The organism is Bacillus sp. KNSH39, from assembly GCF_052656585.1.
Genome location: NZ_JBQXYO010000001.1, coordinates 2,977,444 through 2,994,221, shown reverse-complemented (window position 1 = coordinate 2,994,221; position 16,778 = coordinate 2,977,444). Strand labels below are relative to the sequence as shown.

General features: G+C 36.4%; 13 protein-coding genes. 12 read left to right on the top strand and 1 reads right to left on the bottom strand.

What is annotated here, in order from left to right; translation table 11 throughout:
* Positions 1 to 89: 89 nt before the first annotated feature.
* From pfkA to ACUL40_RS15240, 3 genes are all read left to right on the top strand, one after another.
* Positions 90 to 1,049, top strand: coding sequence for a 6-phosphofructokinase (gene pfkA, locus ACUL40_RS15250; protein WP_000821157.1), 960 nt, complete (start codon positions 90 to 92; stop codon positions 1,047 to 1,049).
* 53 nt (positions 1,050 to 1,102) lie between these two features.
* Positions 1,103 to 2,860: a pyruvate kinase gene (gene pyk, locus ACUL40_RS15245; RefSeq protein WP_001232673.1), complete on the top strand. Its 1,758-nt coding sequence runs from the start codon at positions 1,103 to 1,105 to the stop codon at positions 2,858 to 2,860.
* Between the two features lie 195 nt (positions 2,861 to 3,055).
* Entirely contained in the window at positions 3,056 to 3,445 is a 390-nt protein-coding gene (locus ACUL40_RS15240; RefSeq protein WP_000871628.1) for an FxsA family protein, read from the top strand.
* A gap of 616 nt (positions 3,446 to 4,061) precedes the next feature.
* On the opposite strand, the gene ytvI is transcribed toward ACUL40_RS15240, so the two are convergent.
* Positions 4,062 to 5,180: a sporulation integral membrane protein YtvI gene (ytvI, locus tag ACUL40_RS15235; RefSeq protein WP_001081388.1), complete on the bottom strand. Its 1,119-nt coding sequence runs from the start codon at positions 5,178 to 5,180 to the stop codon at positions 4,062 to 4,064.
* Positions 5,181 to 5,599: 419 nt separating this feature from the next.
* Between ytvI and ACUL40_RS15230 the strand changes: the two genes are divergently transcribed.
* The 9 genes from ACUL40_RS15230 to polA all read left to right on the top strand — a co-directional run bounded on the left by ACUL40_RS15230 (position 5,600) and on the right by polA (position 16,769).
* Positions 5,600 to 6,061: a DUF441 domain-containing protein gene (locus ACUL40_RS15230; RefSeq protein ID WP_000625507.1), complete on the top strand. Its 462-nt coding sequence runs from the start codon at positions 5,600 to 5,602 to the stop codon at positions 6,059 to 6,061.
* Positions 6,062 to 6,448: 387 nt separating this feature from the next.
* Positions 6,449 to 7,597, top strand: coding sequence for a citrate synthase (citZ, locus tag ACUL40_RS15225; RefSeq protein ID WP_000503652.1), 1,149 nt, complete (start codon positions 6,449 to 6,451; stop codon positions 7,595 to 7,597).
* 160 nt (positions 7,598 to 7,757) lie between these two features.
* Positions 7,758 to 9,050, top strand: coding sequence for an NADP-dependent isocitrate dehydrogenase (gene icd, locus ACUL40_RS15220; protein WP_000206898.1), 1,293 nt, complete (start codon positions 7,758 to 7,760; stop codon positions 9,048 to 9,050).
* Between the two features lie 19 nt (positions 9,051 to 9,069).
* The gene (gene mdh, locus ACUL40_RS15215; protein ID WP_000153230.1) at positions 9,070 to 10,008 is read left to right on the top strand and encodes a malate dehydrogenase; all 939 of its coding nucleotides are present in this window, start codon (positions 9,070 to 9,072) and stop codon (positions 10,006 to 10,008) included.
* A gap of 215 nt (positions 10,009 to 10,223) precedes the next feature.
* On the top strand, positions 10,224 to 10,697 hold the full coding sequence (locus ACUL40_RS15210) for a MaoC family dehydratase (RefSeq protein ID WP_000914180.1): 474 nt from the start codon (positions 10,224 to 10,226) through the stop codon (positions 10,695 to 10,697).
* A 278-nt stretch (positions 10,698 to 10,975) separates the two neighbouring features.
* On the top strand, positions 10,976 to 11,212 hold the full coding sequence (locus ACUL40_RS15205; protein WP_016125934.1) for a hypothetical protein: 237 nt from the start codon (positions 10,976 to 10,978) through the stop codon (positions 11,210 to 11,212).
* Between the two features lie 162 nt (positions 11,213 to 11,374).
* Positions 11,375 to 12,094, top strand: coding sequence for a two-component system response regulator PhoP (gene phoP, locus ACUL40_RS15200; RefSeq protein WP_001065220.1), 720 nt, complete (start codon positions 11,375 to 11,377; stop codon positions 12,092 to 12,094).
* Entirely contained in the window at positions 12,087 to 13,850 is a 1,764-nt protein-coding gene (gene phoR, locus ACUL40_RS15195) for a sensory box histidine kinase PhoR (RefSeq protein WP_142408093.1), read from the top strand. The genes phoP and phoR overlap by 8 nt, the downstream gene beginning before the upstream one ends.
* A 285-nt stretch (positions 13,851 to 14,135) precedes the next feature.
* A complete protein-coding gene (gene polA, locus ACUL40_RS15190) occupies positions 14,136 to 16,769 on the top strand; it encodes a DNA polymerase I (protein WP_000412825.1) in 2,634 nt (877 codons plus the stop codon).
* Positions 16,770 to 16,778 lie beyond the last annotated feature (9 nt).

The window sequence follows — 16,778 nt, the reverse complement described above, 5'->3', positions numbered from 1 at the left end:
TATGAAAAGACACATCTTCTCCATTGTATTTTTATATTTTTTCGTGTTATTTTATTATAAGGCAAATAATCTTTATGAGGTGAGTACAAATGAAACGTATTGGTGTATTAACAAGTGGTGGAGATTCACCTGGTATGAATGCTGCCATTCGTGCAGTTGTTCGTAAAGCGATTTTCCATGATATTGAAGTATATGGTATTTACCATGGATACGCTGGATTAATTTCTGGTCACATTGAAAAATTAGAACTTGGTTCTGTTGGCGATATTATCCACCGCGGTGGTACAAAATTATATACAGCAAGATGTCCTGAGTTTAAAGATCCAGAAGTACGACTAAAAGGTATCGAGCAATTAAAGAAACACGGTATCGAAGGACTTGTTGTTATTGGTGGAGATGGTTCTTACCAAGGCGCTAAAAAATTAACTGAACAAGGATTCCCATGTGTTGGTGTACCAGGTACAATCGACAATGATATCCCTGGAACAGACTTCACAATTGGTTTCGATACAGCTTTAAACACTGTTATTGATGCAATTGATAAAATTCGTGACACAGCTACATCTCATGAACGTACATATGTTATCGAAGTAATGGGACGTCACGCTGGTGATATCGCATTATGGGCTGGTTTAGCTGATGGTGCGGAAACGATCTTAATTCCAGAAGAAGAGTATGACATGGATGATGTTATCGCTCGTCTGAAGCGTGGTAGTGAACGTGGTAAAAAACACAGTATTATCGTTGTAGCTGAAGGTGTTGGAAGTGCAATTGACATCGGTAAGCACATTGAAGAAGCAACAAACTTTGATACTCGTGTAACTGTATTAGGTCACGTACAACGTGGTGGATCACCAAGTGCACAAGACCGTGTATTAGCAAGTCGTCTTGGCGCAAGAGCAGTTGAATTATTAATTGCTGGTAAAGGCGGACGTTGTGTAGGTATTCAAGATAACAAACTTGTTGATCATGACATTATCGAAGCGTTAGCTCAAAAGCATACAATCGATAAAGACATGTATCAATTATCTAAAGAATTATCCATCTAATCGGCGTAATGTCAGATATTTGGGAACGGTTTCATAATTTTCGGAGGTGCAATATGCGTAAAACTAAAATTGTATGTACTATAGGTCCTGCTAGTGAAAGTATTGAAAAATTAGAGCAATTAATCGAAGCAGGTATGAACGTTGCTCGTTTAAACTTCTCTCATGGTAGCCATGAAGAGCACGGAGCTCGTATTAAAAACATTCGTGAAGCTTCAAAGAAAACTGGTAAAACAGTTGGTATCTTACTTGATACAAAAGGTCCAGAAATCCGTACTCACGACTTCGTAGACGGACAAGCTGAGCTTGTAACAGGTGCAGAAGTAGTTCTTTCTACTGAGCAAGTATTAGGTACTGCAGAGAAGTTCTCTGTATCTTATGCTGGTCTTTATGACGATGTAGACCCAGGTTCTCGTATTCTAATCGATGACGGTCTTATCGAACTAGAAGTAATCGAAAAAGCTGATGGAAACATCCGTACAAAAGTTCTTAACAGCGGAACTGTAAAAAATAAAAAAGGTGTTAACGTACCAAACGTAAGCATTAAGCTTCCTGGTATCACTGAAAAAGACGTAAAAGATATCATCTTCGGTATCGAGCAAAAAGTTGATTTCATTGCAGCTTCATTCGTACGTAAAGCGTCTGACGTATTAGAAATCCGTGAATTATTAGAAGAGCATAACGCTCAATACATCCAAATCGTACCAAAAATCGAAAACCAAGAAGGTATCGACAACATCGATTCAATCTTAGAAGTTTCTGACGGTTTAATGGTAGCTCGTGGTGACATGGGTGTAGAAATTCCACCAGAAGAAGTACCGTTAGTACAAAAACGTCTAATTAAAAAATGTAACGTGTTAGGTAAACCAGTTATTACTGCAACACAAATGTTAGATTCTATGCAACGTAACCCACGTCCAACTCGTGCGGAAGCAAGTGACGTAGCTAACGCAATCTTCGATGGTACAGATGCAATCATGCTTTCAGGTGAAACAGCTGCTGGACAATACCCAGTAGAAGCAGTAACAATGATGGCTAACATTGCGGTACGTGTTGAAAAATCATTACAATATGAAGATATGTTCAAAAAACGTATTAAAGAGTTCACTCCAACAATTACAGATGCAATTAGCCAATCTGTTGCACATACAGCACTTGCTCTTGATGTAGCTGCAATCGTAGCTCCAACAGAAAGTGGATATACTGCGAAAATGATCTCTAAATACCGTCCAAAATCTCCAATCGTAGCTGTAACATCTGACGAGCAAGTAGGACGTCGTCTTGCACTTGTTTGGGGTGTACAAGCATTTATGGCTGAGAAGCGCGCAGCTTCAACTGACGAAATGTTAGATACAGCAATTCAAACAGGTATGGATGCAGGCCTAATCGGACTTGGAGATACTGTAGTGATTACTGCTGGTGTTCCAGTTGCTGAAACTGGTACAACAAACTTAATGAAAATCCACGTTGTTGGTGAAGAAATTGCTAAAGGACAAGGAATCGGTCGTAAAGCTGCAAAAGGTAAAGTAGTTGTAGCAAAAACAGCTGCTGAAGCTGTAGCGAACGTAAACGAAGGTGATATCCTTGTTACAACAAGCACTGATAAAGATATGATTCCTGCAATCGAAAAAGCTGCAGCTTTAGTTGTAGAAGAAGGTGGCTTAACAAGCCATGCAGCTGTTGTAGGTGTATCAATCGGTATTCCTGTTATCGTTGGTGTAAACGGCGTAACAGCAACTTTAAAAAATGGCCAAGAAGTAACAGTTGATGCAGCACGCGGAATTGTTTATAATGGACATGCGGAAGTGCTATAAGTAATACGGAGAGAAGGATCGGAGTCCTTCTCTTTTTTTTACACAAAAACGAGATAAAATTAGCTTAAAGCGCCTAGAATTGCTTTTAAAAGCTGTTTGTTATGGGTTTTAATATGAAAGGGTATCTATATTTCATATGATGTATATAGGCATTGTGAGGGCGTTAAAAGTGAGATGTGAGAGAGGTGTAGAACTATGAAGTGGTTACTATTCTTGTTTATTTTAATACCGGCGATTGAGATTACGGTCTTAATTGGATCAAGTCATGTAATAGGTTTATGGTCTACGTTCGCTATGATTGTATTTACAGGTGTTGTAGGTGTGTATTTGGCGAAAAGACAAGGGTTTAAAGTGCTTGGAGAGATTCAATCTAAGTTGAATAGAGGGGAAATGCCAGGTGAGGCGGTACTAGATGGTATTTTTGTATTTGTAGGAGGTATTCTCTTAGTGCTTCCTGGGTATGTGACAGATATGCTAGGGTTTATCTGCGTGATCCCTATTACGAGAGCTTTATTGAAGCCGCTTGTTATGAAGTGGATGGAATGGAAATTTAGAAAGAATTCTACTATTATTATTCAGAAATAGCACTTAGATTGTAGAAATCTAAGTGCTATTTTTTGTCTTGTAAAAGGAGAGGAACTTGCTGATTGAAGCTTTGTTTTACCGCGCTATTTGTGGGGGGGAATTTCTATCTCAAAGCTGGGATGCTCGTAAGTGTTTGATGTGGGGGGGATGAACAAAACGTCCGCTTATTATATTTGCTATATAATTTTCGTTTGAACTCTTGTTGTGCTTCGATTAAACGTGTGATTTTTTAGTGCTATTAATTTGGATGAATAAGATGGTGCGAAATGCAGCCAAATTAAAGTTTTGCTTTTGTATATAAAGGAGCGATTGGTGTAAAGAATTCATATAAAAGGTGGTGATTGTTAGTTGAAGCCTTATTTTATGCCATTTTGTATATTTATTCATTTACATAAAAAGTAATAAATGTAAGTAATAATTATAGATAAAATAGAATAAAAATGTATTTTTAGCTAGAATATGTGTTTTTTTATGCAAAAAAACAAGAGGATTATCCTGTTTCTGGGTAATGCTCTTGTTGCGTGTGAGTAGTGTGAAAAATAGGTAAAAGGAATAATCAGTGGGAATTTCCCACTGATTACATGTAAGTTTTTTGTTGTGTATGAATTAGAAACTATTATTTTGAAGGTGAACCTTTAATATATTTCCACAAGTCATGGAAGACATTAGCTTTGTGTAATGTATTAAGTAGTACTAAGGTGACTGGGCCGATGATTAATCCTAAAAAGCCAAAAAGTTTAAAGCCGACAAATAGAGCGACGAGTGTTGCTAATGGATCGAGACCGATGTTAGATGAAAGTACTTTCGGCTCCATAATTTGTCTTTGGACAATCACGACGATGTATAAAATGAGAAGACCAATGGCGAATGCGGTATCGCCAGTGAAAAATACGTATATAACCCATGGAACAAAGACTGCGCCTGTTCCTAAATATGGTAGTAAATCTACAACCCCTGTAATAATCGCGATAGTAATGGCGTATGGTACGCGTAATATTAAAAGCCCGATTAGTACAATGACAGTTGTCATAGATACGAGTGTAAGTTGTGCTTTCACAAAACCAAACAAAGCTTTTCTTAAGTCGACAAAAATAGTTTTTCCATAGCCATGTACACGATTCGGTAGCAATTTTCTTGCTTTCTGAGCAAGACGGTGCCAATCGTAACTAATGAAGAAAGTGGCTAATAAAATGAATACAAGGACAGTTAAAGTTGTTGGCAGTGCACTAATGAAATTCGTTAACCCGCTTATAATGGCGGTTAAAAGTTCTTTCATTTGTGTTGTCGCTTCTGTTCCTAAGTTTTGAATGTTTTGTGTAATTGTATAGCGCTGTGGTTCTCCAAGATGATTAAATTTAGAGATTAAATCATCGTAGAGAGGCATAATATGATTAAGTGCAAATTGCTGAGCGAATGTAACGATATCTGGAAACTTTACTGTAACAAGTTGTAGTAAGTATGTTGTGGCAGATATTGCTTCAGTCACAAGATATGTAACAAGTCCAACGATAGCTCCAAATACGAGAATTAAGCTAACGAGTACTGCTAGTGCGCGAGGAAATTGTAGTTTTTGATTAAGGAAATTGACGACAGGATTAATCAAATAAGCAAATGCAAAAGCGATAATAAAAGGATAGATAAGCCCTGACATGTATAGTAATACATAGAACCCAGCTACCGTTGCTACAATGACAAATATGAGTCGCAATATCATATATAGTAAGTTTCGGTTCAAAGATGTATACCTCCCATTCCAATTTGGATTATCCTAATTCGTTCAACTTATAACGAGTGTGCCCCACTGATTAAAGTTTCACTTTATGTTATAGTGGAATGATGGATTTTTCCTGCTTTTTCAGTATGTGAGTGACTGTGAAAGCTTGGTGTTGATGCTTCTACTATATGGTAAAAACTTCATTTTCTCTTCTTTTTATTTTACCTGTTTCTAATTAGAAAAGAAAGAAGAGACGTCTGTTTTTTAAAATGTATACACGCTTAAATTTTTATGGTGAAAGTCTCAATTTATCATTTTAAAATACATAAAAAATGAAGTGATTCATGTTGAATAGGCATCGATATATCATGTATAACGATAGGTTTAAAGGTATTTTTGTTTGGAAATGAGTTCATTATTTTCAGAAAGGAAGTGCAAACATGATTAGTCAGTCAACGTTATTTTTATTCATACTACTTATTATAGGACTTATTGCGAAAAACCAATCGCTTACTGTGGCTATTGGTGTGTTATTTTTATTGAAGTTTACGTTTTTAGGAGATAAGGTCTTTCCTTATTTACAAACGAAAGGAATTAACCTAGGTGTAACGGTCATTACAATAGCGGTGCTCGTACCGATTGCGACGGGGGAAATAGGTTTTAAACAACTTGGAGAAGCGGCAAAATCTTATTATGCGTGGATTGCTTTAGCTTCAGGTGTAGCGGTCGCTTTGTTAGCGAAAGGCGGCGTACAATTGTTGACAACGGATCCCCACATTACAACTGCGCTTGTTTTTGGGACAATTATAGCGGTTGCGCTATTTAATGGGGTTGCTGTTGGTCCGTTAATTGGGGCTGGAATTGCCTATGCGGTTATGAGTATTATACAAATGTTTAAATAAGGAATTTTATAGTAATATAAAATTTTTGAATTCTTTCTGTTCACAAAAGTCAGATAATTGTTTATAATAGGATTAGAAACTTTGAAAAGTTACATAACAGCAGAGACTTTACACCAGATAAAATAAAAACAACATAAAACAATTTTATAATGATATTGTTTTATGTTGTTTTTATCATAAAACTCTTCGGAATGTATTTTCCTCACTAACTTGTTGTTTTGAGCGTGAGGATTCGGGGAGACATTCACGCTCATGCTTTCCATGTAAACAATGGACAATAAGAGGGGAACATCGCAACAAATTTGCATGATCGTGCATTTTGCTTGCCTAAAGAGTGAACGGGCGTTCATAATTCATAAGGGGAGCAAATAGATATAAGGAGCAAGGTTGGGAGAATTTTCAGGAAAAGGAGAGAATGTCATGACTGTTATTCGAGGTTTAGAAGGGGTAGTAGCAACAACATCATCTGTGAGCTCTATTATTGATGATACATTAACTTATGTTGGGTATAATATTGATGATTTAGCTGAGAATGCTACGTTTGAAGAAGTAGTGTACTTATTATGGCACCGCAAGCTTCCTAATGAAAAAGAACTAGCAGAATTTAATGAAATTGTATCAGAATACTATAAAGTTCCAGGTGAGATTTTAACATATTTGAAACAAGTAGATTTAAAAATTGCACATCCGATGTCTGTTTTACGAACTGCAATTTCCATGCTATCATTATACGATGAGAGCGCTGAAATTATGGACGAAAAGTCCAATTATTTGAAAGCGGTTAAATTACAGGCGCAAGTAGGAACTTTAGTTGCTGCTTACGCGAGAATCCGTAAAGGTTTAGATATTGTTGAGCCAAGAAAGGATTTATCATTAGCTGCAAACTTCTTGTACATGTTAAATGATCGCGAGCCAAATGAAGTTGAAATTGAAGCTTTTGATAAGGCGCTTGTACTTCATGCAGATCATGAGTTAAACGCTTCTACATTTACTGCACGTGTTTGCGTAGCTACACTTTCAGATGTATATTCTGGTATTACAGCAGCAATCGGTGCATTAAAAGGTCCTCTTCACGGTGGGGCAAATGAAAATGTAATGAAGATGTTAACTGAGATTGGTGAAGAAGAAAATGTAGAGTCATATATTCATAATGCTCTTCAAAATAAAGTGAAAATCATGGGCTTTGGCCACCGTGTGTATGAGCAGGGTGATCCACGTGCAAAACACTTACGTGAAATGTCTAAGAGATTATGCGTGCTTTTAGGAGAAGAGAAATGGTATAATATGTCTATCAAAATTGAAGACATTGTAACAAAAGAAAAAGGTCTTCCACCAAATGTTGATTTCTATTCAGCTTCTGTATACCATTGTTTAGGAATTGACCATGACTTATTTACACCTATTTTTGCAATTAGCCGTATGTCAGGCTGGTTAGCTCATATTCTAGAACAATATGAAAACAACCGTTTAATTCGTCCGCGTGCTGATTATAATGGACCAACGCATCAAGTGTATGTTCCAATTGCACAACGATAAGCGAATAACACTATTTTGATAGTGAAAATACGCTTTCAAAAGTCTGATTTTTTCGGAAAGATGTAATGATTAGAATATTTTAATTTGACTAACGGTTTGAACTGAGGGGTTATTCCCTCAGTTTCATACATATGAAATTTCAAACATGGGGGTTATCACATTGACGACAGGTGAAAAAATTACTGTAACTAATGGTGTTATGAATGTACCAAACAATCCGATTATTCCATTTATCGAGGGAGATGGAATTGGTCCTGATATTTGGGCAGCTGCATCTCGCGTACTAGAAGCAGCAGTTGAAAAAGCTTATGATGGTGAGAAGAAAATCGTTTGGAAAGAAGTGCTTGCAGGGGAAAAAGCATTCAACCAAACAGGCGAGTGGTTACCAGAAGAAACTTTAAACTTAATTCGTGAATATTTAATCGCGATTAAAGGTCCACTTACAACTCCAGTTGGCGGTGGTATTCGTTCTCTAAACGTAGCACTTCGTCAAGAATTAGATTTATATGTATGTCTACGTCCAGTTCGTTATTTTGAAGGTGTTCCTTCACCTGTAAAACGTCCGGAAGATACTGATATGGTTATTTTCCGTGAAAATACAGAAGACATTTATGCTGGAATTGAATATGCGCAAGGATCTCCAGAAGCAGAAAAAGTTCTTGCTTTCTTAAAAGAAGCAATGGGTGTTAATAAAATCCGCTTCCCAGAAACATCTGGTATTGGTATTAAGCCAATTTCAGAAGAAGGGACAAAGCGTCTTGTTCGTGCTGCAATTCAATATGCAATTAACGAAAAACGCTCTTCTGTTACATTAGTTCATAAAGGAAACATTATGAAATTTACAGAAGGTGCTTTCAAAAACTGGGGTTACGAAGTAGCGGAACAAGAATTCGGCGACAAAGTATTTACTTGGGCTGAATATGATCGCATTGTTGAAAAAGATGGTAAAGATGCAGCGAATAAAGCGATGGCAGACGCTGAAGTGGCTGGAAAAATCATCGTAAAAGATTCTATTGCAGACATCTTCTTACAACAAATTTTAACTCGTCCACGTGAGTTCGATGTTGTTGCAACAATGAACTTAAATGGTGACTATATCTCTGATGCACTTGCTGCACAAGTAGGTGGAATTGGTATTGCACCTGGTGCAAACATTAACTATGTGACTGGACATGCTATCTTTGAAGCTACACACGGTACAGCTCCAAAATATGCAGGTTTAGATAAAGTAAATCCATCTTCTGTTCTTCTTTCAGGTGTATTATTATTAGAACACTTAGGATGGAACGAAGCTGCGAAATTAGTAACTGCTTCTGTTGAGAAAACAATTGCTTCAAAAGTAGTAACTTATGATTTCGCACGCTTAATGGAAGGTGCAACAGAAGTGAAATGTTCTGAGTTCGCTAATGAACTTATTAAAAACATGGATGTAGCGATAATCAAAAACGCATAATTAAAGCGGGGGGTAAATTATGACAATCAAACGCAAGAAGGTTTCAGTCATCGGTGCAGGATTTACAGGAGCAACAACGGCATTCTTATTAGCACAAAAAGAACTTGCAGATGTTGTATTAGTGGACATTCCACAACTGGAAAATCCAACAAAAGGGAAAGCGTTAGATATGTTAGAAGCGAGCCCAGTACAAGGTTTTGATGCTAACATTATTGGAACATCTGATTACGCAGATACTGCTGATTCTGACGTTGTCGTTATTACAGCAGGTATTGCACGTAAGCCTGGTATGAGCCGTGATGACTTAGTAGCAACAAACTCTAAAATTATGAAAAGTATTACGCGCGACATTGCAAAACATTCACCAAATGCAATTATTGTTGTGTTAACAAATCCAGTTGATGCAATGACATATTCTGTATTTAAAGAAGCAGGATTCCCGAAAGAGCGTGTAATCGGCCAATCGGGTGTATTAGATACAGCTCGTTTCCGTACATTCATCGCACAAGAATTAAATCTTTCTGTAAAAGACATTACAGGATTTGTTCTTGGCGGACACGGTGACGACATGGTACCTCTTGTGCGTTATTCTTATGCAGGCGGTATTCCGTTAGAAACGTTAATTCCGAAAGAGCGTTTAGAAGCAATCGTAGAACGTACACGTAAAGGTGGCGGTGAGATTGTAGGCTTATTAGGAAACGGTAGTGCATATTACGCACCAGCAGCTTCTTTAGTTGAAATGACAGAAGCAATCTTAAAAGATCAACGCCGTATATTACCAGCTATTGCGTACCTTGAAGGTGAGTATGGTTATAGTGACCTTTACTTAGGGGTACCAGTAATTCTAGGTGGTAACGGAATTGAAAAAATTATTGAATTAGAACTTCTTGCAGATGAAAAAGAAGCGTTAGATCGCTCTGTAGAATCTGTACGTAATGTAATGAAAGTTCTTGTTTAATAATTGAATAGTAGTGAAAAAGATTCGGGATTCCGAATCTTTTTCTACTATTTACCGAATTGTTTTTTTGAAATAATATGAAAACGCTATCATTTGTAATATCCTATAATGAAACTGTAGATTTATACTATACATTGCCCTCATCATAGTAAATTTCGGATAAGGTATCGCTTTTAGTAGGATAATAAGGTGAAAAAATCGGAGGGGGTTGTAACATGTTAAAGAAAAAAGTTCAAATTGGTCGTAAAATGGATGAAATTACAGTAGGAGAGAAATTATCTATCACTGAAAAAATTGAGGATAAAGATTTGTTATTGTACTTAGGGTTAACGAATGATGCCAATCCATTATATATTCAGCATGATTACGCATCCCAAACTCCGTATGAAAAGCCGATTGTACCAAGCATTATGCTAACGGGAATGATTACAACGGCGGTTACGAAATATTTACCGGGTCCAGGAAGTCATATTACGAGAAAGGACCTTACATTCGTGAAACATGTTCACCATTATGAAACGTTACAAATCCACTTTGAAGTTGTGGCTGTTTCTGAGGAGGAACATACAATTGATATGCTTGTATCTGCTCATGATGAAAAAGGAGAAACTGTTGTGAAAGGTTCATTAACAGTAACGCCACCTTTTAAATCAGTTTCTATTATGGAAAAAGCATTAGATAATTTTTAAAAAGATGAAAATATGAATAGCGCTAGCATACCTTTAATAAGGATGCTAGCGCTATTTTTAGTTGAAGAACCCTTCTTTGAACCCTTCAGCAAATTCTGAGCACCCCGTTTTAATCGTATCCCAGCTCGGAGCGTTAAAAGTAAGGATACATGTGACTGCTAAAGATAGAATGGATAGTATTAGTCGCATAATAGACCTCTTTATATTGTTAATTTATATATTAAGATTAATAATATAATTATCGGTAATTGAAGTCAATTAAAGGAGTGGTTTTTTAGGTGAGGTGGAAAAGAGAAGACGTGATCTTTGAAACGGTAAGAGAAGCTGAAGTGTGGGTAGACGGGGTTGCGAATGAAATGTACGGGAGAGTATTTGATGGATATGAAACACCAGATTATAAAATAGCGTATGCTCTTTCGTTTTTCCTAGCACAAAATCAAGATTTTATAGTTCATACGGAAGTGAGCTTTAAAGAAGAGAGAGCAATCTATAAAGTTTGGCAAAATCCTGTGTAGTTGCAGGTGAATCGTAATTACTTCTATTTTCTCAATTCTACACAAACGATCTCCATGAATAGACAATTATATTGAGAGGGACCTTGTTTTCTAGTATGATGAGAATAACGGGGAAAATACTAGGATGAAGAAGGTTTCAAGTCTATAACTTGGAGGAAAAGAATGAACAATCGTATTTTAGTAGTTGATGATGAGGAATTTATCTTAACTTTAATCGAATTTAATTTACAACAAGCTGGGTTTGAAGTTATAACAGCGATGGATGGAGAAATGGCGCTTCAAAAAGCGACAACAGAACGCCCAGATTTAATTATATTAGATTTAATGCTTCCGAAAATGGATGGTATGGAAGTGTGTAAAGAATTACGATTGCAGCGCGTTATGACGCCGATTTTAATGTTAACGGCAAAAGATGATGAGTTTGATAAGGTGCTAGGCCTTGAACTTGGGGCGGATGATTATATGACAAAGCCATTTAGTCCAAGAGAAGTTGTTGCTCGTGTGAAGGCGATTTTGCGTCGTACGAAATTACAACAAGAAGAACAAGTTGCAGAAGCGCCAGATGAAGATAGCATCACAATTGCAGAACTTAAAATTTTACCGGAATTTTATGAGGCTTATTTCCAAGGAAGAAAGCTTGAATTAACACCAAAAGAATTTGAACTACTTGTGTATCTTGCGAAAAATAAAAGTCGCGTGTTGACACGTGATCAATTACTAAGTGCTGTATGGAATTACGATTTTGCTGGTGATACACGAATTGTTGATGTTCATATTAGCCATTTGCGCGATAAAATTGAACAAAATACGAAAAAACCGACGTACATTAAAACGATACGTGGTTTAGGATATAAATTAGAGGAGCCAAAAGGGAATGAATAAATTTCGTTCCAGGCTTCTTTTTACATTTGTTTCTCTTATTGTATTTATTTTAGTTGGACTAGGTTTATTACTAGAAACTGTGTTTGAAAACTACTATATAGATCATGCTAAAGAGAGAATGGTAAAAGAGACAGAGTATGTTGCGACGTTAGCAGAAGAGCAAGGTTTTGATAATGTCTTAAAAAAACCATACATATTTGAAAAGTTAGAAGAAAAAATACCAGCTTCTATCGTATTTTTGGATGAAAAAAAGAAAGTTCAATATAGAAAAGGACAAGAATTGGCATTTAGTCCAGAGACGATTAAAGAACTTTCTTCGGAAGTGGCAAAACAACGAAGTAAAGTGATTACGAAAGAAACGGATCGAAAGAATGAATTTTATCATGCGGTGTTCGTTCAAGATGTAGAAGGAAAACAAGGATACATTTTGGTGAAAAGTATAATTGATCCTTTAAGAGACGTACATCAAAAAACGTGGGGATTATTAATTATCGGATTTGTCATTGCTTGTCTCGTAGTTGTATTTTTAGGTATGAAAATTACAGGGCAATATATTAGGCCAATTGAATCGGTTACGAAAGTTGCAATTGAATTGGCAAAGGGCAATTATAAAGCACGTGCATACGAAAGTCATTCGGATGAAACTGGAATGCTGAGTAAAGCGATTAATATTTTAGCTCGAAATTTACAAGAGATGACACTTGAACAAGAAATGCAGCAAGATCGTCTGCATACGTTAATTGAAAATATGGGAAGCGGAATGATTTTAATTGATAGCCGAGGATATATAAACCTTGTAAACCGCTCTTATAAGGAAACTTTCCACGTAACAGATGAAGAATATTTAGATCGCTTATATTATGAATCGTTTCATCATACAGAAATTATTGAGCTTGTAGAAGAAATCTTTATGACAGAAGTGAAAGTGCGTAAACAAATGTTATTGCCACTTGGAATTGAACGAAAGCATTTCGAAGTATATGGAGCGCCGATTATCGGGACAAACCATGAATGGAAAGGGATTGTTCTCGTATTCCATGACATAACAGAGTTAAAGAAATTAGAACAAATGAGAAAAGACTTTTTAGCGAATGTTTCTCATGAATTAAAGACACCGATTACTTCTATTAAAGGTTTTTCAGAAACACTCTTAGACGGAGCGATGGATAATAAAAAATTCTGCGAACATTTCTTGCACATTATTTTAAAAGAAAGTGAGCGCATGCAAGGATTAATTGAAGATTTATTAGATTTGTCGAAGATCGAACAACAAGGATTTAAATTAAATATGGGAACCGTTGATATGAAGGAGCTGCTTGAAGATATTCATATGGTACTTGATAATAAAGCAGGAGAAAAAGAAATCTCTTTACAAGTTAATGTATTAAAACGTGCCTCTGTTATTGGAGATCCAAGTCGTTTGAAACAAATCTTTATTAATTTAATTAATAACGCAATCGTATATACACCGGCTGGAGGCGTTGTTTCAGTAGAGTTAGCGGAAGATAAATATAATGCTTATATAAAAGTATCGGATACTGGAATTGGTATTAGTAAAGAGGAAATTCCGCGTATTTTTGAACGTTTCTACCGGGTGGATAAAGCAAGAAGTAGAAATACTGGTGGTACCGGCCTTGGATTGTCGATCGTAAAGCATTTAGTTGAGGCGCATCAAGGTACGATTACAGTAGATAGTGAAGTTGGAGAAGGGACAACGTTTACAGTTGTTTTACCGAAATCAGCAACTGAAAAATAGGATGAAGGATGTTTACAATATATTAACAATGGCTTAATTAAATATTAATAAAGCTCTGTTAATATAATACATGAAAACCCCTTCATCCAAGGAGTAATTTTGGACGAGAATAGTTAAGCTGTTCTCGTCACTTCCCTTTATGCCAATATAAGTCTGTTTTATATATGAAAGAAAATAGCCGTTATTTTTCTTCTCTCTATTAGTCATGTTAATATAGAGAGAGGAAAGGAACGGTTTTTTTCTGTGAAAAAAATCATTTCAAATTTGTATGGGGAGGTTTCAATTTTGGAAAAAAAGGTCGTATTAGTAGATGGTAATAATATCGCGTATCGTGCTTTCTTTGCACTACCGCTTTTAAATAACGACAAAGGTATACATACGAACGCAATTTACGGTTTTACAATGATGTTAATGAGAATATTAGAGGAAGAAAAGCCAACTCATATGTTAGTGGCGTTTGATGCAGGCAAAACAACGTTCCGTCATAAAACGTATAGTGAGTATAAAGGAGGACGTCAAAAGACTCCACCTGAATTATCAGAGCAGTTCCCGTTTATTCGTGAGATGCTGGATGCGTTCAATGTACCGCGTTATGAATTAGAAAATTATGAAGCGGATGACATCATGGGAACGTTAGCGAAAGAAGCGAGTGAGCAAGGGGCGAGTGTAAAAGTTATTTCAGGAGATAAAGATTTACTTCAACTTGTTTCTGATAACACGCTTGTATGTATTCCGCGAAAAGGGATTACAGAAGTGGATGAATATACGAAAGAAGCTTTATTTGAAAAATACAGCTTATCACCAAAGCAAATTATCGATATGAAAGGTTTAATGGGAGACCAATCAGATAATATTCCGGGTGTACCAGGAGTTGGTGAAAAAACGGCGATTAAATTGTTAACACAGTTTGGAACGGTTGAAGAAGTGTATGAAAATCTAGATCAAGTAAGTGGGAAGAAATTAAAAGAAAAACTGGAAGAAAATAAAGAACAAGCTCTTATGAGTAAGGATCTTGCAACTATTATTACAGATGCGCCGATTACAGTTCATGTGGATGATATGGCGTATAAAGGATATGAAGCAAGTGATGTCATTCCAATGTTCGAGAGTTTAGGATTTACATCTCTTTTAAATAAATTAGGCGTTACGCCAGAAGAAACAGCTCCAGCTGAATTAGATGATATTACATTTGATATTGTGGAAGAAGTTACAGAAGAAATGCTTCAGCAAGATAGTGCGCTTATCGTTGAAGTACAAGAAGATAACTATCATAAAGCAGACATTCAAGGTTTCGGTATTCAAAATGAAAATGGATGTTACTTTATTCAGACAGACATTGCTCTTAAGTCAGATGCTTTTAAAGAGTGGCTTGCAGATGGAGAGATGAGAAAGCATACATTTGATGCGAAGCGTGCAATCGTTGCACTGAAATGGAATGGGATAGATATGCAAGGGATTGACTTTGATCTATTAATCGCTGCTTATTTACTTGACCCGGCTGATACAGATAAAGATTTCCGTACTGTAGCGAAAATGAAAGAAACGCATGCTGTGAAATCAGATGAAGAAGTTTACGGAAAAGGTGCGAAACGTGCTGTTCCAGAGTTAAAGGTAGTCGCGGAGCATGTGGCTCGTAAAGTGCATGTATTATATGATGTAAAGCAAACATTCGTTGAAGAGTTAAAGAAGAATGAGCAATATGAACTGTTTACAGAGTTAGAATTGCCGCTTGCACGTGTATTAGCTGATATGGAAGTAAAGGGTGTAAAAGTTGATACAGAGCGTCTTCGTAATATGGGAGAAGAACTTGCGGGTAGATTAAAGGAAATGGAACAGGAAATCTATAAGCTTGCGGGAACAGAGTTTAATATTAATTCACCGAAGCAGCTTGGTGTTATTCTGTTTGAGAACTTAAACTTACCGGTTATTAAAAAGACGAAAACAGGTTATTCTACGTCAGCTGATGTACTAGATAAGCTTATGAATCACCATGAAATTATTCCAAATATTTTACATTATCGTCAATTAGGGAAACTAAATTCAACTTACATTGAAGGTTTACTGAAAGTTGTACATGAAGATTCATCTAAAATTCATACTCGCTTTAATCAAGTGTTAACGCAAACAGGTCGATTAAGTTCAACGGATCCGAACTTGCAAAATATCCCGATTCGATTAGAAGAAGGAAGAAAGATTCGTCAGGCATTTGTTCCATCAGAAGAAGGATGGATTATGTATGCGGCTGATTATTCACAAATCGAACTGCGTGTATTAGCTCATATTGCAAATGATAAAGGGCTAGTTGAAGCGTTCCAACATGACATGGATATTCATACGAAAACAGCTATGGATGTATTTGGCGTTGAAAAAGATGAAGTAACTTCAAATATGAGACGACAAGCGAAAGCTGTTAACTTCGGAATTGTGTATGGTATTAGTGATTATGGTCTTTCACAAAACTTAGGAATTACAAGAAAAGCAGCAGCGGAATTTATTGAAAAGTATTTAGAAAGTTTCCCTGGTGTACAAGAATACATGGAGGACATCGTAAAAGATGCGAAACAAAAAGGATATGTAGCTACATTATTAAATCGTCGCCGTTATATTCCAGAAATTACGAGTCGTAATTTTAACTTGCGTAGCTTCGCTGAGCGTACAGCGATGAATACACCAATTCAAGGTACTGCAGCAGATATTATTAAAAAAGCGATGATTATTATGGCAGATCGTTTAGAAGAAGAAGGATTACAAGCGCGTCTTCTTCTGCAAGTACACGATGAATTAATATTTGAAGCACCAAAAGAAGAAATCGAAAAATTAGAGCAGCTTGTACCTGAAGTAATGGAACATGCGATTGAACTTGCAGTTCCGCTGAAAGTTGATTATTCTTACGGTCCAACTTGGTACGACGCAAAATAAGGAAGTGAT